This window comes from Algibacter marinivivus, assembly GCF_003143755.1.
GTDB lineage: Bacteria > Bacteroidota > Bacteroidia > Flavobacteriales > Flavobacteriaceae > Algibacter_B > Algibacter_B marinivivus.
This window is the reverse complement of the sequence record NZ_QFRI01000001.1, coordinates 576277-596134: the sequence shown is the minus strand read 5'-3', so window position 1 is coordinate 596134 and position 19858 is coordinate 576277. Positions and strand designations below refer to the sequence as shown.

The window sequence follows — 19858 nt, the reverse complement described above, 5'->3', positions numbered from 1 at the left end:
AATAACTATATATAATTGTAATTATTATCTTTAAAGAATTAATCCGCCAATCGATGAAATTTCAAAAATTAACACTTTTAGTAGTCCTCATATTTATTCTAAATGCTTGTGCTACATATAAGTCGCAATACAAGGATAATAATTTCCAAAGTACATTTCCAAATAAAGAAATAGCGCATTCGTTTTACCTTATTGGTGATGCAGGTATTTCGGCAGAAGCTGAGTCTTCTAAGGCTATTACTAGTTTTAAGACAGTATTATCAAAAGCTTCAAAAAACAGCACTGTTCTTTTTTTAGGAGATAATATTTACCCGAAAGGTTTGCCTAAAAAAGGTGATGAAGGAAGAGCTTCAGCAGAAAGTCAATTAAATGCTCAGATTAATGCTGTAAAAGATTTTAAAGGTGAAACTATTTTTATTCCAGGAAATCATGATTGGTATAGTAATGGATTAAAAGGCTTAAAACGACAAGAAAAATATATTGAAGATGCATTAGGGAAAAACACGTTTTTACCAGAAAATGGATGCCCTATTGAGAAAGTAGAAATATCTGATGATATTGTTATGATTGTCATTGATTCTGAATGGTATTTAACAAATTGGGATAAACATCCAACCATAAATGATGATTGTGAGATTAAAACACGGTTTAAATTCTTTGGGGAGTTAGAAAGTTTAATTAAAAAATCTCGTGGAAAAACGACTATTATTGCAATGCACCATCCCATGTTTACTAATGGGCCACATGGTGGACAATATTCTTTTGGTAGCCATTTAAAACCTATTCCTGTTTTAGGAACTTTAAAAAATGTATTGCGGAAAACGAGTGGCGTATCTCCAGCCGATTTGCAAAATAAAAAATATAATGCCTTTAAAAAACGAGTGGTAACTATTGCTCAAGAAAACGAAAAGGCTCTTTTTGTTTCTGGGCATGAACATAGTTTACAATACTTAGTTCAAGATAATTTACCACAAATTGTTAGTGGTTCTGGCTCAAAATCTACTGCCACACGAAATGTAAGTGGACAATTCTCTTCTAGTGATTCTGGTTATGCAAGATTAGATGTTTTTAAAGATGGCTCTTCCATAGTACGATTTTATTCAGCTAAAGATGATAAAATGATTTTTCAAACAGAAGTGTTTTCAGAAGATCAAAAAGAGTACATTTCTAATTACAATACTACGTTTCCAAATCAAAAAAAGGCATCTGTTTATTCTGAGGAGGAAATCAATAAAAGTGGGTTTTACAAATACATTTGGGGAGAGCGTTACAGGAAATATTACGGGACTCAAGTAAGTGCACCAACGGTTAATTTAGACACCTTGTTTGGAGGGTTGAAACCTTACAGGAAAGGTGGAGGGCATCAATCAAAATCTCTTCAATTAATAAATAAAGAAGGAAAGCGATATGTAATGCGTGCTATAAGAAAAAGTGCAACGGTCTATCTTCAAGCTATGGCATTTAAAGATCAATATATAGAAGGGCAATTTGATGATACAGTAACCGAAAAATTATTGCAAGATTTTTACACGGGTTCTCATCCTTATGCACCGTTTGTAACTGGAGACTTGTCTGATGCGGTTAATTTATATCATACTAACCCTGTGTTGTATTTTGTGCCGAAACAAAATGCTCTTGCTGCATTTAATGCAGATTTTGGAGATGAATTATATATGATAGAAGAGCATGTTTCTGATGGTCATGGAAATCTGAAAAGCTTTGGAAATTCGAATAAAATTGAAAGTACTGATGATTTAATGAAGAAGCTTCGTAAAGATGAGAAATATAAAGTTGATGATGAAGTGTATTTAAGGGCACGACTATTTGATATGGCTATTGGAGATTGGGATAGACATACAGACCAATGGCGTTGGGCAGAATTTAAAGAAGATGGTAAGGTTGTTTATAGACCGATTCCAAGAGATAGAGATCAAGCATTTTCTAATATGGGAGATGGTGCTTTAATGAACGTAGCAACTAGAATTGTACCACCACTAAAACTCATGGAAGGCTTTAATGATGATGTTAGAAATGTAAAAGGATTCAATTTCAGTCCTTTTTCATTAGATATGATGTTGTTGAATGAAACCACAAAAAAGCAATGGGAAGAACAGGTAATATTCATTCAAAAAAACTTAACTGATGCTGTTATTGATAATGCATTTAAAGCATTTCCAAAAGAAGTTCAAGGAGAAACGATTACTGAAATAAAGCGCGTACTAAAATCAAGACTTAATAATTTGCCAAATATAGCGGATGAATATTATAAAGCACTTAATAAAACACCTCTAGTAAGAGGGACAGATAAAGATGATTTATTTGAAATAGAGCGTATGCCAAATGGAAACACAAAACTAACCGTATCTCGAATAAAAAATGGTAAAAAGGGAGTTGTAATTTATCAAAAAGCGTATAGTAAAAACGAAACCAAAGAGATTTGGGTGTATGGATTAGATGATGAAGATGTGTTTAAAGTTACTGGCGAGGGCGATAATCTTATTAAATTAAGATTGATTGGAGGGCAAAATAATGATACATATACTATTGAAAATGGAAAGAAAGTCAAGATGTATGATTATAAGTCTAAGAAAAATACTTTTACTACTAGCAAAGGAAGTAAAAACCTCACAGACGATTATGAGACGAATATATACGATTACGCAAAACCTAAAAATAGTGCAAATCAATTTACCCCTTTATTAGGCGCTAATCCAGATGATGGATTTAAAATAGGTTTTGTAAACACACTTACTAATTACGGATTTGAGCGTAATCCGTTTAGTTCTCAACATACCATTTCAGGAGCGTATTATTTTGCTACAAGCGGGTTTGATTTTGAATATAATGGTGAGTTTGCCAATGTAATAGGATCATGGAATTTAGGGTTGAATGCTAAATATACAAGTCCGAATTATGCGGTTAATTTCTTCGGATTTGGGAACAGTACACCTAACTTGAATGCAGATGATGAGGATAATTTTGATTTAAACTATAACCGCGTAAAGCTAAGTACGCTAAAATTCGCACCTTCATTAAATTGGAGAGGAGAGTTAGGAGCACATTTTAAATTAGGATTAAGTTATGAGTCTATAGAGGTTGAAGAGACTAATGGGAGGTTTATAAATTCATTTACAAATGGATTAGAAACACAAAACGATTTTATAAGCGCAGATGCTACTTATACCTATCAAAATAAAGATAACGAAGCCTTTCCTACCTTAGGGATGCAAACCAGTTTGCAACTAGGTTATACTTCTAATTTAGAAGAATCAAATGGGTTTGCGTATTTTATTCCAGAGCTTGGATTTGATTACAAGTTAGATTCTAGCGGACAGTTGGTTTTTGCAACAAATGCAAAAGCACATTTTATTTTTGGTGATGGTTTTGAGTTTTATCAATCAGCAAATTTAGGAGCGAATAATGGGTTGCGAGGTTATAGAAATGAACGTTTTTCTGGTAAAAATTCATTTTATCAAAGTACAGATTTACGTTTAAATCTTCGAAAAGTAAGAACGGGTTTACTGCCTTTAAATATTGGAATCTATGTAGGTTTTGATTACGGACGTGTTTGGGTTGATGATGATTTAGTTTTAAATAATAATTCATTTAATTCAAATATCTGGAATACCTCAATAGGTGGCGGTATTTTTGCAAATGCTGCAGATATTATGACTTTAAATTTATCAGCATTTAGTAGTGATGACGGTTTGCGTTTAGCTTTTAGAGTTGGTTTTGGATTCTAGAATTCAAGTGTTTAAAAATTGTAATTTTTAATTAGAAATTTCGACCACATTATAGTAAGAATAAATTAATTGTGAAAAGCAGTTTTAAAGATATTGTAACCTCTGAAGAGGTCGTGTTAGTAGACTTTTTTGGAACGTGGTGTGGCCCTTGTCAAGCACTTATGCCAATTTTAAAAGAAGTAAAAGATGAACTTGGTGATGCTGTGAAAATTGTAAAAGTTGACATAGATAAAAACCATGAATTAGCAGTAAAGTATCAAGTAAGAAGTGTGCCAACAATGATTTTATTTAAGAGCGGTGTACCAAAATGGAGACAATCTGGTGTTCTACAAAAAAGAGATATTATTAATGTTATAGAAACCCATGGATAATTTATTAAATTAATTCAATCGGAATTGATATAAATTCCCACCTTCTCCTTTAGTTTTTTCGTCTGTGATATAAACCTTAGACTTGTTTTTAAAACAGATGCCTTCCTTTTGAGAATTATGATCAAATTTTAGAGCTTCTATTTTTCCTTCAAAGAAGTTATCATCTTTAAAATCGGTTATTTTCCATAGCTTATTATGATTTAACAGCACAACGGTTTTACCATCATCACTAATATCTGCAGAAGTAATTCTATGATTTTTTCCATCTAAATTAAATTTCTTAACTAAAACGGCAGTGTGTAATCCAATTTGGTTAGGAACTTTAAAAAGCATACTAGATTTGTTTTCTTTACTAAAAAGGTAAAAGTGGCTGTTCCACAAAAAGAAAGCTTCAAAATCTTTTGGTTTCACCTTTTTTGGTAATATGAAATTGATACGTTCTGCTTTGGTTTTTTTATCTGTTAAATTTGAAACTTTATAAATGGTAAAATCGTCTCTATTTTTACTATTATTTCCAAAATCACCTATATATAAATTGCCTTTCTTGTCTGAAGTTAGATCTTCCCAATCAATATTACTAGAGTTACTAATATCAATATCTTTTACAATATCCCCCTTTAGGTCTAAACCATAAATATTGTTTTTGTTACCCGAATCTTCAATTGTCCAAAGCAATTCAGAATTCATCACTTTTTCTATTGCGGAAGTCTCTTTTAAACTGTTTGGTAAATTAGAGATTGTGATAAGGTTTCCTTTATTGCAAGAGAAATAAGATAGTGTTATTAACGTAATTATTTTTAATTTAAAATTCATTTTAATTTTAGTTATTAAAACTCATATGATAATAATATTTGTTACAAAAGTAAAAGAGAATATCACGACATAAATATAAAACATCAGATTTAATAACATTTCAGGAAAAAAATTATTTAACTTTATGCTCTGTAAACTTAATATTATGAAAGATTATTTTAAGATATCCATTCTTTTGTTTGCATTCTTTTTGTGTTCTTTTAGTAATTCTCAGAATAGAAAAGTAGAGGTTGATAAAGAAGTTAAATGTAAAGTTAAGGGCGTTGCTTTAAAAGAAGGTGACTACAGTGGTAAATGTAAAAAAGGTTTAGCTCATGGTAAGGGGAAGTTTGTATATAAAGATGGGAGAGTTTTTGAAGGTGTTTTTAAAAAAGGAATGATTACAGGAAAAGGAGAATTATATACATTACACAATGGGAATAAAAAAGTAATAAAAAAAGGTTTTTGGGAGAAAAATAAATATTTAGGAGAAAAAAAAGTAGTACCATACATAGTAAAAAAAGCATTTAATATTGATAGGAATATCATAAAAAGAAAAGGAGAAGGTAATCAAGTAAGTATTAATTTTCTTCGAAACGGAAATAGAAACCCTGTCACTAATTTGAATATCATGTCAACTAATGGTATAGATGTTAGTGGAAGCAATGTTAATAGATTAAATATAATTAAATTCCCTGTAGAAATTCAAGTAATTTACTTTACTCGTAATAAATTTAATACTACAACGTATCAAGTAGATTTTGAATTTATAATAAATGAACCAGGTGATTGGGATGTTACTATCTATAATTAAGTATAAATTTTAAATGAAGTCAAAATTATTAGTAATAGGTCACCGAGGTGCCAAAGGACATTTTGCTGAAAATACAATAGAGTCCATTAAAAAAGCAATGGATTTAGGTGTTGATGGGATTGAAATAGATGTGCATAGATGTGCAACAGGTCAGTTAGTAGTTTTACATGATTTTACTTTAGATAGAATGACTGATGCCACTGGAGAGGTTTCAAAGCAGACACTTAAAGAACTCAAAAGAGCTGTAGTAAAGGGCTATTGCCAAATCCCAACTTTGTCTGAGGTTTTAGCTTTTGTTGATAATAAATTTTTGTTAAATATTGAATTAAAAGGGCAAGATACAGCTAAAGAAGCGGCAAGATTGATTACTTTTTTTGTAGATAAGAAAGGTTGGGAGTATAAAAATATAATCGTTTCTAGTTTTCAAAGAAATTTACTTGAAGAAGTTTATAAAATAAATGATAAAATACCATTAGGCGTCATTACAGAAACGAATATAGAGGAAGCCATTGCTACCGCAGAATTGGTAAAAGCAGAATCTATTCATTTAAATTATACAATGCTCACTGAAGAGATTGTAGAAGAATTAAAAGAAAATTATAAAGTCATTGCTTTTACTGTAAACAACTTAAATCCAATAAAACGAATTAAATCTTACGGTGTGGATGGTATGATTACTGATTTTCCAGATAGAATATAATGCAAAAACATGTAATTATTATTGGTGGAGGAGCTGCAGGTTTTTTTGCCGCCATTAATATTGCAGAACAAAATCCTGATTTAAAAGTTGCTATTCTAGAGCGTGGTAAAGAAGGATTAGGTAAAGTTAAAGTTTCTGGAGGTGGGCGCTGTAATGTTACCCACGCCGAATTTATTCCACAAGAATTAATATTGAATTACCCTAGAGGTGAAAAAGAACTATTAGGACCTTTTCATCAATTTATGACAGGCGATACTATTGAATGGTTTGAAAAAAGGGGTGTAGAGTTGAAGGTTGAGGAAGATGGTAGAATGTTTCCAGTATCAAATTCATCACAAACTATAATTGATTGCTTTCTGAATGAAGCTAAAAAACATCAGGTTGAGGTGTTTTATAATCATTCTGTTAAGTCTATTTCAAATCAAAATAAAATATTTCAAATTGAAACTTCTAATGGTGACTTTTTCTCTGAAAAAGTATTGATAGCCACAGGGAATAACCCAAAAATTTGGAATTTACTTCAAGATTTTGGGCATTCTATCTCAAAACCTGTTCCTTCATTATTTACTTTTAATATAAAAGATGAACGCATCAAAGATATTCCAGGAGTAGTTGCTAAAGATGTTGATGTTAAAGTATTAGAAACTAGCTTATGGAGTGAAGGTCCTTTATTGATAACACATTGGGGTATGAGTGCGCCATCTATTTTGAAATTGTCTGCGTTTGGTGCATTAGAGTTAGCTAAACGCGATTATAAATTTCAGATTGAGGTTAATTTTATAAAACTACCTTTTGAGGAGTGTTTAGAAGTGTTAAAAACATTAAAACAAGATTTAGCTAAAAAAACAGTTTTTAAAACTACCCAATTTGAACTTCCAAAACGATTATGGCACAAGTTAGTTTTTGCTTCCAATATGAATGAAGATTCGCGTTGGGCAGATTTAAATAAATTGCAATTAGAGAACTTAGCGAGTCAATTAACGCAAGCTATTTTTAATGTAGATGGGAAAAGTACATTTAAAGAAGAATTTGTAACAGCAGGAGGTGTAAACCTTAAAGAAATCAATTTTAAAACTTTTGAAAGTAAGTATGTTAAAAATCTCTATTTTGCTGGAGAGGTATTGAATATTGATGCGGTAACGGGAGGTTTTAATTTTCAAAATGCTTGGACAGGAGCTTATATTGTATCTCAAAATATTTCGAAATAAATGAAAACATATATTGCGCTCTTAAGGGGTATAAACGTTAGTGGGCAAAAGAAAATTCCAATGGCGGAACTTCGAGAATTGCTTTCCAAAATTGGACTCAAAAATGTACAAACTTACATTCAAAGCGGTAATGTAATATTTCAATCTTCAGAAAACGATAAAGAAAAATTAGAATTGAAAATCCACAATACCATAAAATCTCATTTTGGTTTTGAAGTGCCAATTTTAGTGTTATTGCCTCAGGAATTAAAACAAATTTTTAATGATAGCCCTTTCTCAGAAGAAGAAAAAATGAAAAGCTATTTTATGATGTTATATTCAAAAGCTAATACTGATTTAGTAAATGAAGTATCAAAGCTGTCTTATCCGAATGAATATTTTGAAATAACGGATAAGTGTGTTTATTTCTATTGTTCAGTAGGTTACGGAAAGGCAAAATGTAGTAATAACTTCTTCGAACGCAAATTAAAAGTTACAGCCACAGCAAGAAACTATAAAACTATGGTAAAGTTGTTATCTTTGTCGGCAGAATTATTGCCATGATAGAAAATAAATTTATTCCTAAACCATATCCGAATACTATTGAAAACGGAAGTTTTACATGGTCATCCCCAAGTAATATTGCGTTAGTAAAATATTGGGGAAAGAAAGAACACCAAATCCCAGAAAATCCATCAATAAGTTTTACACTTGATAATTGTAAAACAACCACCGCTTTAAGTTTTTCAAAAAAGGAAAATCAAGAAGAATTTTCTTTTGAAGTATTTTTAGATGGTGAAAAGAAAGATGATTTTAAACCGAAAATTAAAACCTTTTTTAAAAGAGTTGAAGCCTATTTACCTTTTTTAAAGACGTATCATTTTAAGATAGAAACCTCAAATACTTTTCCACACAGTTCTGGAATTGCATCTTCGGCATCAGGAATGAGTGCTTTAGCCTTGTGTTTGATGAGTATTGAAAAAGAATTAAGTTCAGATGTTTCAGAAGTGGATTTCATTCAAAAAGCTTCATTCTTAGCACGTTTAGGTTCAGGAAGTGCCTGTAGAAGTTTAGAGGGTGATTTAGTAGTTTGGGGAAAGCACACGGAAATTAAAGGAAGCTCGGATTTGTTCGGTGTAAAATATCCTTATGAAGTTCATGAAAATTTTAAAAATTATAGGGATACTATTTTATTAGTTGATAAAGGCGAAAAGCAAGTAAGCAGTACTGTTGGCCATAATTTGATGCACGGACATCCGTTTGCTCAAGAGCGTTTTAAACAAGCTAATAATAACCTTTCAGAAATTATTTCAATCTTAAAAAAAGGCGATTTAGATAAATTTATTGCAGTTGTTGAAAGTGAGGCTTTAACACTTCATGCGATGATGATGACTAGTATGCCATATTTCATCTTGATGAAGCCAAATACACTTGAAATTATTAATAAAATTTGGGCATATAGAAAACAAACAGGTTCTAAAGTTTGTTTTACTCTAGATGCTGGTGCTAACGTACATGTTTTATTTCCTGATGCTGAAACTAAAAATGTGCTTGAATTCATTCAAAATGAATTAGTTGTATTTTGTCAAAAAGGACAGTATATTAACGATAAAATTGGATTTGGAGCGAAACAATCGTAAATTTGTAAAACCAAATCAAAAGTTGTTTATGAAGGGACCTCTTTTTTACTCAAAAATTCTACTCTTTGGAGAGTATGGAATCATTAAAGATTCCAAAGGTTTATCGATTCCTTATAGTTTTTACAATGGTGCTCTAAAAAAGGATGATAATGCAACTGATATAGCACTAAAATCAAACGAAAGCTTAAGAAGATTTGTTGATTACTTACATAGCATAGACAGCTCTATTGTATGTTTTGATACTGACCGATTATTGGAAGATGTAAATTCAGGAATGTATTTTGACTCTTCTATACCTCAAGGTTATGGCGTTGGTAGTAGTGGTGCTCTAGTTGCTGCTATTTATGATAAATATGCTTATGATAAGATTACAGTTCTCGAAAATTTAACAAGAGAAAAGCTTTTAAAGCTTAAGTCCATATTTTCTGCAATGGAATCTTTTTTCCATGGAAGTTCATCTGGTTTAGATCCATTAAATAGTTATTTAAGTATTCCAATTTTAATTAATTCTAAAGATAATATTGAAGCTACAGGTATACCTGCACAGCAAAGTAAAGGTAAAGGTGGAGTGTTTTTATTAGATAGTGGTATTATTGGTGAAACAGCACCAATGGTTAGCTTGTTTATGGATAAAATGAAACAAGAAGGTTTTAGGAGTATGTTAAAAAATCAATTTATAAAACATACAGATGCTTGTGTTGATGATTTTCTTAAAGGAGATATTAAGTCGCTATTCAGTAATACAAAACAGCTTTCAAAAATTGTTTTAAATCATTTTAAACCAATGATTCCTAAGCAGTTTCATGAACTCTGGAAAAAAGGAATTGAAACTAACGATTATTATCTTAAACTTTGCGGTTCTGGAGGAGGTGGTTATATCCTTGGTTTTACTGAAGATATTGAAAAAGCAAAACAATCTCTTGCAGATTATAAATTAGAGGTGGTTTATAACTTCTAAACTTCATGTAATTTCGTTCTATATATCACTCTGAACGTAATCGAAGGGTCTCATCAAAAAAGATATTTTTTAATGCTAAGTCGTAGACAGAAACATATACTATTAAAATTTTTCAGTATGTTTTCTGTAGTTAGAGGCTACAATATATTAGTTGTTGTAGTTGCACAATATCTTACAGCTATTTATATATTGGCTCATGATAAACCTGTAAAGCAAGTTGTTTTTGATATAAACTTATTAATGCTTGTTTTAGCATCAGCATCAACAATTGCCGGAGGTTATATTATAAATAGTTTTTACGATTCTGAAAAAGATTTGATTAACAGACCTATAAAATCTCGATTAGATAGGTTGGTTAGTCAAAACACAAAATTGTCTTTCTATTTTACACTTAATTTTTTGGCAGTAATTATGGCAAGTTATGTGTCATTTAAAGCCGTAATATTCTTTTCGGTTTACATTTTTGGGATTTGGTTTTATTCGCATAAACTCAAAAAATTACCTTTTATTGGCAACTTAACCTCGGCAGTTTTAACCATTACACCATTTTTTGCCATTTTTATGTATTACAAAAATTTTGATACTGTAATTTTTGTACATGCCATATTTTTATTTCTAATGATTTCTATGCGAGAACTCACTAAAGATTTAGAAAACATAAAAGGAGATATTGTACAGAATTATGTTACTATTCCTGTAGCTCACGGAGAAAAGACATCTAAAACAATATTAACACTTTTGGCAGTTTTAACCTTAATTCCAATGTGTTTACTACTGTTTTATTTTGAAGTTGGCTACATGTACCTCTTCTTTTATTTAAGTTTGTTTTTGTTGATTGTGTTTTTGATATTATTATGGAGATCTTCAACTAAAGTACAATACTTAATATTACATAATATTTTAAAATTCATAATTCTTGCAGGTGTCTTCAGTATTTTACTAATTGATGTAAGTGTTATTTTAAACCGAATTTAAATGCAAAATTTATTAAAAGTAGCGTTGGCTCAAATTTCTCCAGTTTGGTTAAATAAAGCTGAAACGCTCAAGAAAGTAGAGCAATCTATAATTGAGGCTTCCAAAGAAGGTTGCGAGTTGATAGTTTTTGGAGAGGGATTAATACCAGGATATCCTTTTTGGCTAGCATTAACAGATGGTGCAGAGTGGAATAAAGATGTAAATAAAGAAATTCATGCCCATTATGTTAGAAATGCGGTAACTATTGAAGATGGAGATTTAGATTCCATTTGTAAACTTGCTAAATTAAACAAAATAGCAATTTATTTAGGAATTATAGAGCGACCATTGGATAGGGGAGGACACAGTGTTTATGCATCTTTAGTATACATAAACGAAGCAGGAGAGATTAAATCTGTGCATAGAAAATTACAACCCACTTATGATGAACGCTTAACTTGGTCTCCAGGAGACGGTAATGGTTTACAAGTGCATTCCCTTAAAGAATTTACAGTTGGTGGTTTAAACTGTTGGGAAAATTGGATGCCTTTACCAAGAGCAGCACTTTATGGTTTAGGTGAAAATTTGCATATAGCTGTATGGCCAGGGGGCTATCATAACACAAAAGATATTACACGTTTTATTGCTAGAGAATCTCGAAGTTTTGTTATTTCTGTTTCGAGTTTAATGAATAAAGAAGACTTTCCGAAAAGCACACCACATCTAGATAAAATATTGGAAAAATCTCCTAATGTTTTGGCTAATGGCGGTAGTTGTATTGCAGGACCTGACGGTGAGTGGATAATTGAACCTGTTCTTAATAAATCAGGTTTAATTATTGAAACGATTGATTTTAATCGAGTTTATGAAGAACGTCAAAATTTTGATCCTGTAGGACATTATTCAAGGCCTGATGTTACACTATTGTCAGTAAATACAGAAAGACAATCTACAGTTAAGTTTAATAAGTAAATAAGCGTAAATAGTAGATTTTAAACCTATCTTTGCAAAAAATTATAAGTCATGAACAGACAACAAGGCGGTAAAGGAAAAGGAAAACCATCAGGACGAGGAAATAGAGATCATCGTTCTAAAGGATATGGAAAAGGAAATGCGCCAGTTAAGAAAGCAAATACTCAAAAGAATACACCTAGTAATTCTGATGAAATCCGATTGAATAAATATGTTGCTAATTCAGGCATGTGTTCACGACGTGAAGCTGATGTTCATATAGCTACAGGTTTAGTAGCTGTAAACGGAAAAATTATAACAGAAATGGGCTATAAAGTTAAGCCAGGAGATGAGGTGCGTTATGATGGCGCACGAATTAATCCTGAGAAAAAGGCCTATGTATTACTCAACAAACCTAAAGGATTTGCTACAACCACTAGTGAGGGTAAAGGTAGAACCGTTATGGATTTAGTTGCAAATGCTACAAATTCTAAAATAAAACCAATTGGCCGTTTAGGTAGAAACTCTAAAGGATTATTGTTATTTACAAATGATGATGCTGTAGTAAAAAAATTCACTAATTCTAAAAATGGTGTAGCACGTTTGTTCCATATAGAGTTAGATAAAAACCTAAAACTAGAAGATTTAAAAAAGATTCAAGGTGGTTTTAAAGTTGAAGGAAAATTGATAGAAGTAGAAGAAATAAGTTATATAGATGGTGCTAGCAAAAAAGAAATAGGATTAAAAATTAAAAACACTGGGAACACCATTATTCGTACCATTTTTGAATATTTTAAATACGATATTTTAAGTTTAGATTGTGTTGCTATAGGGCATTTAACTAAAAAAGATATACCTCGCGGAAGTTGGAAACACTTAACAGAACAAGAATTAAATACGTTAAAAATGTTATAATGAATTTGGAAACCTTCATAAGGTTCCGAAAAGTATAGAAAGCACTATTCTCGAAAAACCCTTTAGATATTTTGGTATCTAAAGGGTTTTTTTATTTATAGAATTTAAGAATAATCTTATACTCAAAACTTTAATTTTATTTCACTTTGATTTTTATACTATAAAATTCATAAAAAAATAATGCCTCTATTGTTGCGTTTTTAATTTTTATGTATATTTCTTGTATGTAAATTAACCAAATCAAATTAAAAATCTAACGATGGAAAAGAGGAATGATAACTTAAAACGTGTCATTGTTGATTTTAAAAAATTAACTCCAGAAATTTTGACGTTATTAGTAGAGAAGTACCCTGATGGATATGATGATGACCATATTATATCTTTCAGGAACCAACACAATGACATGATAGAGGCTGTTGAGGTAACAACAGAAGACACTAAGTATTTAGTTAAAGTAAGTTCTAAATTAGCGGTAACTATGGAGAATTATGATGAAGATGATTATGAAGACTTTGATAGTGATGACCCAAAGGGAGTGCAGTTACCAAAAATGGATGAAGAAGAATAAAATAAAAAAAACAAAAATATTTTAGCACTATGAGAACAGCTGTTTTTAAGTCTTTTGAAAATGGTTATTATATTTTTTGGTTTGAAAACGGTGAAGAATTAGCTTTTGAAGAAGTGCATCCACGTGTTTTAAAACAGTATGATTTAAGAAATGACGAAAGTTTGATTGATAGAGATTTTCGAATTACATTTATTGAAGACGGAAATGATGATGATCCTATTTATAGAGTAGAGAGTTTAAAGCCACTTTAATTTTTTTTAAAGAGGCACGTTATTTGTGTTAGTTATAAAACGGAAACTATTTATTATATTGAATATCAGTATTTTTACGTTGTAATTATTTCAAGTGATTTAAATTTAGGTAAATCGTTTTCGAAAAATAATTTAAGTTGAATTTTAAATTTTTAATGATGAACACAAAAAAAATAATTTTATTAAGTGGTTTAATGGTTCTTTTTTTATCACTTTCAAGCTTTAAATCTGGATTGGATTTAAATGAGACTTTCTGCAAAGTTGAAACCCAAGATGGTTTAGTTGTTTATGCAGTTTATGATGGGAAAACTGACACGGATTATAATTTTATCGTTACAGATAGAAAAGGTAAAAAGCAAGCCTTAAGCTTTCAAAATGCTGCCGATAGTGTATTAACTGCGTTTGATTTAAATGCTGAAACTTTTGTAGGCACGATGTTTAAAATTACGTTTAATCAAGGCGGTGATGAAACAAAAACGATCTCGAAACTAGAAAAGGTGCAAGTTCACTAGCTCTATTGAAATCGATATATAGTTTTTATAAAAAAGATTTAGGCTTCCAGTTTGGGAGCCTTTTTTATGAATACTTCCCAGATAAATACACCATATACAATCATGTATTCTAAAGCAATTACCCAAAGGTTTTCAGATTTATCGGCTTTATTAAGGTTTATATAAGCCAAATAACTGAGTATAATAACAAAGCTCCACACCAATGGGAATTTGTATCTAGTAAATACCGATAATATTAATAGCGTAGCCACATACCAAGGATGCACTGTAGTGGTTGTAAAATAGTAAAATGATAATACCAGTAACATGGCAGTAATAAGTTCTATATACGTTCTGTTTTTTCTGAAAAAGGTGATTATTAAAACAAATAGAATTACAATAATTGGTGTAATGGTTCCAATAATAGCAATTTCGTTATAACCTCTAAAAAGGTATCCAATTTCTCTGGCTAAGTAATACAAGCTTCCATTAAATTCGAAATTTTGAAACCAAAGGGCTACCGTTTGAGAGTAATTATTTATGAATTCTGAGGAGTAAAATGGAAGAAAAAGTAGAAGTGTAGTTATGATGACAATGCTGTAAAAAGCTATTAATTTTGTTATTCTTGAGTTTATACTGAGTGCAGTCGAAGTAAAGGCAGGAATCAACTTAGAGGTTCTGTCATGCTGAACTTGTTTCAGTATCACATGATCTTCTTTACTTGAATTAGGTCTCGACTGCGCTCGACCAGACAAATCATTTTCGTTGTCACCTCGAGCACTTCGACTGCGCTCAGCACAAGCTCCGACGAGAGGTTGCTTCACAAACCACTGAAAAAACAAAGGCAAAAATATTAATGGAATGAGTTTTACAGAAATTGATAAAGCTAAAACAACTGCTGCAAATTGCCATTTACCAACATAAAGCAGGTATAAACTCCAAACCAGAAAGAATATCATAACACCTTCAAAATGCAGATTTCCTGCGAGTTCAATAATGATGAATGGATTTAAAATATACCAGAATATATGATAAGTAGGGAGTTTTAGTTTTTCTAATATTTTTTTACCAAAAAACAGTGTTCCAAAATCCGCAGCAATAATGAGCAATCGCATAACGATTACTGAACCTAAAATACTTTTACTTGCAAATAATCCTGCAATAATAAAGCAGAGTTGGTTTATGGGCGGATAGTTTGTGTAGTGGCTTGCGTTTAAATTGCCCATACCTGCGCGTAGTTCTAAGGCTTCTGCTACTGGAAACTGGCCTTGACTTATAAAGTGTTCTACAGTAAATAAATAAGGGTTTATGCCTTCTAAAATAATGCGGCCATCCCAAATAAAGCGGTAAAAATCTTGTGACAGGTTAGGAATGGCTAAAATAAAAATAGCTCGAAACGCGAAGGCTAAATAAGTTAAAAAAGAAATATTACTTTTAAAACGTTGTACCAATTTGTAGAACAAAAAAAATAATGCACTATAAAGCATGATGAGTTTTATATAGTCTGTTCTCACCAAATCGTAAGCAAAAGCCCAATAGAATATTGCACTAGATAATACCATAAGCAATGGTATTCTATTAAGTTTTAAAAACGTTGGATTTAAAAGCATGAATCAAATATAATACTATTTGTTTGTTGCTTTTTATGAAAGGTACTTACTTGACTTTGTAAAAAAAATCTGCTACCTTCGTTTAACGTCGGATATAAGTCATTAAAACGACGCATATCCGTGAAAACATTGTGCTTCATTACCCAAAAACATTAGAATTGAAAAAGAACATTATTATATTATTTACATTTTTGCTTTTAATAAGCTGTAATGATGGTGCAAAATACGTTACGCAAGAAAATGGAAAAAGTCATTTAATTGATTTCGAATTGTTCAGTATTATTCTTCCAACTGAATTCAAATATGAAAAAATTGACGGAATTGACTCTTTTGTCGGAGAAATTAAAAACGGAAAGTCAAAGTTTATTTTTGATTATGGCTGGTATTCACCAAGTCCACCAATGGACGAAAGAAGCTATATTGAGGAAAGCCGAAAAGGAATGAATTTTGAAACGACTCAAAAGTTCTTTAACAAAATTGACTTAAAACCTTATGAAGATGAAAATGGAGGTGTAAATCCACGAGAAATAGTTAAAAAAATCAGGAACTTGAATTTACATAAAATGACTGATAGTATTGCTACTCAAAATAACTTTAAAAGTAATTGTGAGTATTATTACACTTTTGAGTACAAAAAAGCGGAATTTATAATTCCTTTCTGCATACCAAACGAAGAACGAAAACAATTTGAAAATTACGAATTGACTATTGACACAATCGGAAATTATAAAAGAACAATCGCATTGTGGAAAGACAAACAAAATCCGAATATATCAAGCGTGAATTTTGAACCAGTTTATGGAGATTCAAAAAATGAATTATCAATTGGAATAAAATCAGATATGGAATTTGACAAAAGTGAATTGAAGAAAATATTTAAAACAGTAGAAATAAAATAACGAAAGCACAACAACGTGTATAATTCATTGCTAGTTATAGCCTACTTACGAAAGTCCTCGCGGACTTTCTATCTGTGATTTATTTGCTAACTTTAGTGCTTAAACCACGCAACGAAATCATACACAAACACGTTAAACGAACTTCTCCAAAAAAGCCTCTCTTTTTGATTTTAAAACAAAATAAGCAAACAAGCCCGCGTTAGGGATAGCAGTGGAAAGCCCACAGCGACCTTTTTGGGAGCGAGGACTTGTAACGGATAGCCCGACCCTTGTGGTAACGCCCAAAAAATAGATACTGAAACGTGTTAAACTTTAGAAGCTAAAGATTTAAAAAACACATAGCCAAAGCCTACAAAAAGCATGAGGTGAAATGGGAAGAGTCCGAAATCGCCACCTTGGTTGCCTACAATAAAGGCGCTATACATACCAAAACCAAAATAAAGCATAAGTAGCCCTTCGAAAATAACGTGTACAGATACTGTTTTTTTTATGTACTTGTTGTTTTTCCAATTGTCTTTATACTTTTTAATATTGAATTTTGGAGTACGAACAAACTCTGATTTTTTACCCAAATGGCCTTCTAGAACTGCTATAGAATTATGTAATGAAAACCCCATTGCTATTGAGAAAAACACGAAAAACATGCCTATATAGCGTATAAAGTTTTTAAAGCCACCACCATAGATGTTTTTGTACATAAACCAGTAGCATATAAAAAATATAATGGTACTCATTACAAAGAAACTCATTACATAAAAGTAAGGGCGTAAATGCGCATATTCGTTTTTTATGTATAACATTGGAATACTTAAAACACCAACGATAAGAACATTTAAAAACATGGTACTGTTTAATAAATGCAGTAAGCCATGTACTTTTGTTTTAGCCGAAATATTTTTGCTTTTTACAACACGACTTAGCATTTTACGGAAGTTTTCTGCACCACCTTTATTCCATCTAAATTGTTGAGAACGTGCTGCACTTATAACTATAGGAAGTTCGGCAGGGGTTTCTACGTGCTCTAAATATTTGAATTTCCAATTTTTAAGTTGTGCACGGTAACTAAGGTCTAAATCTTCGGTAAGGGTGTCTCCTTCCCAATTTCCGGCATCAATAATACAGGCTTTACGCCACAATCCTGCAGTACCATTAAAATTGATAAAATGCCCTTTACTGTTTCGCCCCACTTGCTCTAAAGTAAAATGCGCATCGAGTGCAAAGGCTTGAATTCTTGTAAGTATAGAATAGTTGCGGTTAATATGCCCCCAACGTGTTTGTACTACACCAACTGCTTGATCTTTAAAATACGGCACGGTACGTTTTAACCAGTCTTTTTGTGGTAAAAAATCGGAATCGAAAATGGCTATAATATCACCTTTTGCTATTTCTAAACCTTCTTTAAGCGCACCTGCTTTAAAGCCTGTACGGTCTGTTCTGGTAATATGCGTGATGTCTAAGCCAGTGGCTTGTAATTTTTGTACGTGTTTTAGAGTACTTGCAACAGTTTCGTCTGTAGAATCATCTAAAACTTGAATTTCTAATTTATCTTTTGGATAGTCAATTTTAGCAATATTATCAAGCAAACGTTCCATAACATACATCTCATTATACACAGGAAGTTGTATGGTGATATATGGGATTTCGTCTGGGTTTGATAAATCGTACTTAGGGCAATTGTCTTTCGCTTTTTTTGAAGACAGATAATTAAATAACAGATTAAGTTGCGCCAATGCGTACATAAATATGAGCAAAAGCGATACGGTATATATAACTATAACTGTTGTTTCTAAAATCATTATTTAAAACTGTATTTAAAAATCCAACCTAAGATTTTAACGCCTGCAAATATAGCACCTTTTACTGTACCAGACACCTTTGAAACGCCAATTCTATTTCTATAATTTACTGGTACTTCAGTATATGTGAGTTTTTGTTTTAGCGCTTTAAGTTGCATTTCTACGGTCCATCCATAAGTTTTGTCTTCCATATTTAGCGCTAATAATTTTTCATATTTAATAGCTCTAAAAGGCCCTAGATCTGAGAATTTAGCTTTAAAGAATAAGGTCATTAAAGTTGTTGCTAACCAATTACCAAAAATTTGTGGTACGGTCATAGAACCTTTTTCTCTAAGTCGGTTTACTCGTGCTCCTATTACAAAATCAACATTATTATTAATTATTGGTGCTACAATTTTTGTTAACTCTTCAGGATAATCACTATAGTCTCCATCAAGGAAAACGATGATATCTGGTTGTTTATTTTCATCAGCAATGTACTGCATGCCTTTTAAGCAGGCATAACCATAACCTTTATTGGTTTCTTTTAAAACGGTTGCCCCAGCATTTTTAGCATTAATTTCTGTGTCATCAGATGAATTGTTACTAACCACAAGAACCTCGTTAACGGTTTTTGGAATATCGTTAATTACATGTGCAATAGAATCCGCTTCGTTATAAGCTGGAATGATGACTATTATTTTGGTCATTTAAGATCGCTGAGTTTGTTTTCCTTTTTAAAGGATGCAAAGGTAGTCCATTCTTTTATTTTTTTACCTGCTTTAAATTTAGAAGCTGCTATTAACTTTTCGTTTTCATACATAAGGCAATAGCCGTTTTTTTGATTGTCTTTCAATTGGCATTTATGATTTACTTTTTCCATAGTATCATAAAACAACCACCAATCATTTTTTTTACCATTTTTAAAATGTCCTTCTTTCTCTAAACGTCCATTTTTAGTGTAAAATTTCCAGTATTTATTTTCCTTGTCTTCTGAAAAATGTCCTTCTTTTTTTAGAGTTCCGTTTTCATAATAGAACCTCCAGAATTTTACTTTTTTGTTGTTTTCAATCCAGCCTTCAGACTGAATATTACCATTTTCAAAGAAGGTCCTCTGGTATTTTTTTTCCGCGACAGCGTTGAAAGTGATTGAGATTATTAATGCAAAAATTAATGTTTTCATTAATCGTTTCTTTTTTTTTGATTCCAAAAGTTGCTCAACTGCAAATTGAGATTCAA

General features: G+C 31.3%; 20 protein-coding genes. 15 read left to right on the top strand and 5 right to left on the bottom strand.

Annotated elements, in window-relative coordinates; translation table 11 throughout:
- Nucleotides 1-53 precede the first annotated feature (53 nt).
- Together DIS18_RS02870 and trxA are read left to right on the top strand one after the other, a co-directional pair.
- Nucleotides 54-3743: a metallophosphoesterase gene (locus DIS18_RS02870; protein ID WP_109351524.1), complete on the top strand. Its 3690-nt coding sequence runs from the start codon at nt 54-56 to the stop codon at nt 3741-3743.
- A 71-nt stretch (nt 3744-3814) separates the two neighbouring features.
- Complete coding sequence (gene trxA, locus DIS18_RS02865) at nt 3815-4114, top strand: thioredoxin (protein WP_109351523.1); 300 nt, start codon at nt 3815-3817, stop codon at nt 4112-4114.
- Nucleotides 4115-4123: 9 nt separating this feature from the next.
- On the opposite strand, the gene DIS18_RS02860 is transcribed toward trxA, so the two are convergent.
- A complete protein-coding gene (locus DIS18_RS02860) occupies nt 4124-4927 on the bottom strand; it encodes a hypothetical protein (RefSeq protein ID WP_109351522.1) in 804 nt (267 codons plus the stop codon).
- A gap of 145 nt (nt 4928-5072) precedes the next feature.
- Here DIS18_RS02860 and DIS18_RS02855 point away from each other — a divergent pair, with 145 nt between their 5' ends.
- The 12 genes from DIS18_RS02855 to DIS18_RS02800 all read left to right on the top strand — a co-directional run bounded on the left by DIS18_RS02855 (nt 5073) and on the right by DIS18_RS02800 (nt 14356).
- The gene (locus DIS18_RS02855; protein ID WP_109351521.1) at nt 5073-5720 is read left to right on the top strand and encodes an MORN repeat-containing protein; all 648 of its coding nucleotides are present in this window, start codon (nt 5073-5075) and stop codon (nt 5718-5720) included.
- A gap of 13 nt (nt 5721-5733) precedes the next feature.
- Nucleotides 5734-6420 (top strand): glycerophosphodiester phosphodiesterase, encoded by a 687-nt coding sequence (locus DIS18_RS02850; protein WP_109351520.1) that lies wholly within the window; start codon nt 5734-5736, stop codon nt 6418-6420.
- Nucleotides 6420-7628, top strand: coding sequence for a BaiN/RdsA family NAD(P)/FAD-dependent oxidoreductase (locus tag DIS18_RS02845; protein ID WP_181363976.1), 1209 nt, complete (start codon nt 6420-6422; stop codon nt 7626-7628). Before DIS18_RS02850 ends, DIS18_RS02845 begins: the two co-directional genes overlap by 1 nt.
- Complete coding sequence (locus tag DIS18_RS02840) at nt 7629-8171, top strand: DUF1697 domain-containing protein (RefSeq protein ID WP_109351518.1); 543 nt, start codon at nt 7629-7631, stop codon at nt 8169-8171.
- The gene (gene mvaD / locus DIS18_RS02835; protein WP_109351517.1) at nt 8168-9247 is read left to right on the top strand and encodes a diphosphomevalonate decarboxylase; all 1080 of its coding nucleotides are present in this window, start codon (nt 8168-8170) and stop codon (nt 9245-9247) included. The genes DIS18_RS02840 and mvaD overlap by 4 nt, the downstream gene beginning before the upstream one ends.
- 28 nt (nt 9248-9275) lie before the next feature.
- Nucleotides 9276-10205, top strand: a complete 930-nt coding sequence (locus DIS18_RS02830) for a mevalonate kinase family protein (protein ID WP_109352564.1) — start codon at nt 9276-9278, stop codon at nt 10203-10205.
- A gap of 72 nt (nt 10206-10277) precedes the next feature.
- A complete protein-coding gene (locus DIS18_RS02825) occupies nt 10278-11180 on the top strand; it encodes a geranylgeranylglycerol-phosphate geranylgeranyltransferase (protein ID WP_109351516.1) in 903 nt (300 codons plus the stop codon).
- Nucleotides 11181-12131, top strand: coding sequence for a carbon-nitrogen hydrolase family protein (locus DIS18_RS02820; protein WP_109351515.1), 951 nt, complete (start codon nt 11181-11183; stop codon nt 12129-12131).
- 51 nt (nt 12132-12182) lie between these two features.
- Nucleotides 12183-13025, top strand: a complete 843-nt coding sequence (locus DIS18_RS02815) for a pseudouridine synthase (RefSeq protein WP_109351514.1) — start codon at nt 12183-12185, stop codon at nt 13023-13025.
- A gap of 259 nt (nt 13026-13284) precedes the next feature.
- Nucleotides 13285-13593 carry a hypothetical protein gene (locus DIS18_RS02810; protein ID WP_109351513.1) on the top strand — a complete coding sequence of 103 codons (309 nt, stop codon included), beginning with the start codon at nt 13285-13287 and terminating at the stop codon, nt 13591-13593.
- A 29-nt stretch (nt 13594-13622) separates the two neighbouring features.
- Nucleotides 13623-13844 carry a hypothetical protein gene (locus DIS18_RS02805; RefSeq protein ID WP_109351512.1) on the top strand — a complete coding sequence of 74 codons (222 nt, stop codon included), beginning with the start codon at nt 13623-13625 and terminating at the stop codon, nt 13842-13844.
- Nucleotides 13845-14002: 158 nt separating this feature from the next.
- Nucleotides 14003-14356: a hypothetical protein gene (locus DIS18_RS02800; protein ID WP_109351511.1), complete on the top strand. Its 354-nt coding sequence runs from the start codon at nt 14003-14005 to the stop codon at nt 14354-14356.
- A 38-nt stretch (nt 14357-14394) separates the two neighbouring features.
- Here the strand turns inward: DIS18_RS02800 and DIS18_RS02795 are convergent, their stop codons facing one another.
- Nucleotides 14395-15945: an MptA/MptB family glycosyltransferase gene (locus DIS18_RS02795; protein WP_109351510.1), complete on the bottom strand. Its 1551-nt coding sequence runs from the start codon at nt 15943-15945 to the stop codon at nt 14395-14397.
- Between the two features lie 158 nt (nt 15946-16103).
- On the opposite strand from DIS18_RS02795, the gene DIS18_RS02790 reads away from it, so the two are divergent.
- Entirely contained in the window at nt 16104-16844 is a 741-nt protein-coding gene (locus DIS18_RS02790; protein WP_146191788.1) for a hypothetical protein, read from the top strand.
- A gap of 305 nt (nt 16845-17149) precedes the next feature.
- On the opposite strand, the gene DIS18_RS02785 is transcribed toward DIS18_RS02790, so the two are convergent.
- Genes DIS18_RS02785 through DIS18_RS02775 form a run of 3 tightly spaced genes read right to left on the bottom strand, consistent with a single transcriptional unit; the run spans nt 17150 to nt 19802 of the window.
- Nucleotides 17150-18640 carry a cellulose synthase family protein gene (locus DIS18_RS02785; protein ID WP_109351508.1) on the bottom strand — a complete coding sequence of 497 codons (1491 nt, stop codon included), beginning with the start codon at nt 18638-18640 and terminating at the stop codon, nt 17150-17152.
- Complete coding sequence (locus DIS18_RS02780) at nt 18640-19329, bottom strand: glycosyltransferase family 2 protein (protein ID WP_109351507.1); 690 nt, start codon at nt 19327-19329, stop codon at nt 18640-18642. Before DIS18_RS02780 ends, DIS18_RS02785 begins: the two co-directional genes overlap by 1 nt.
- Nucleotides 19326-19802: a toxin-antitoxin system YwqK family antitoxin gene (locus DIS18_RS02775; protein ID WP_109351506.1), complete on the bottom strand. Its 477-nt coding sequence runs from the start codon at nt 19800-19802 to the stop codon at nt 19326-19328. The genes DIS18_RS02780 and DIS18_RS02775 overlap by 4 nt, the downstream gene beginning before the upstream one ends.
- Nucleotides 19803-19858: the final 56 nt, after the last annotated feature.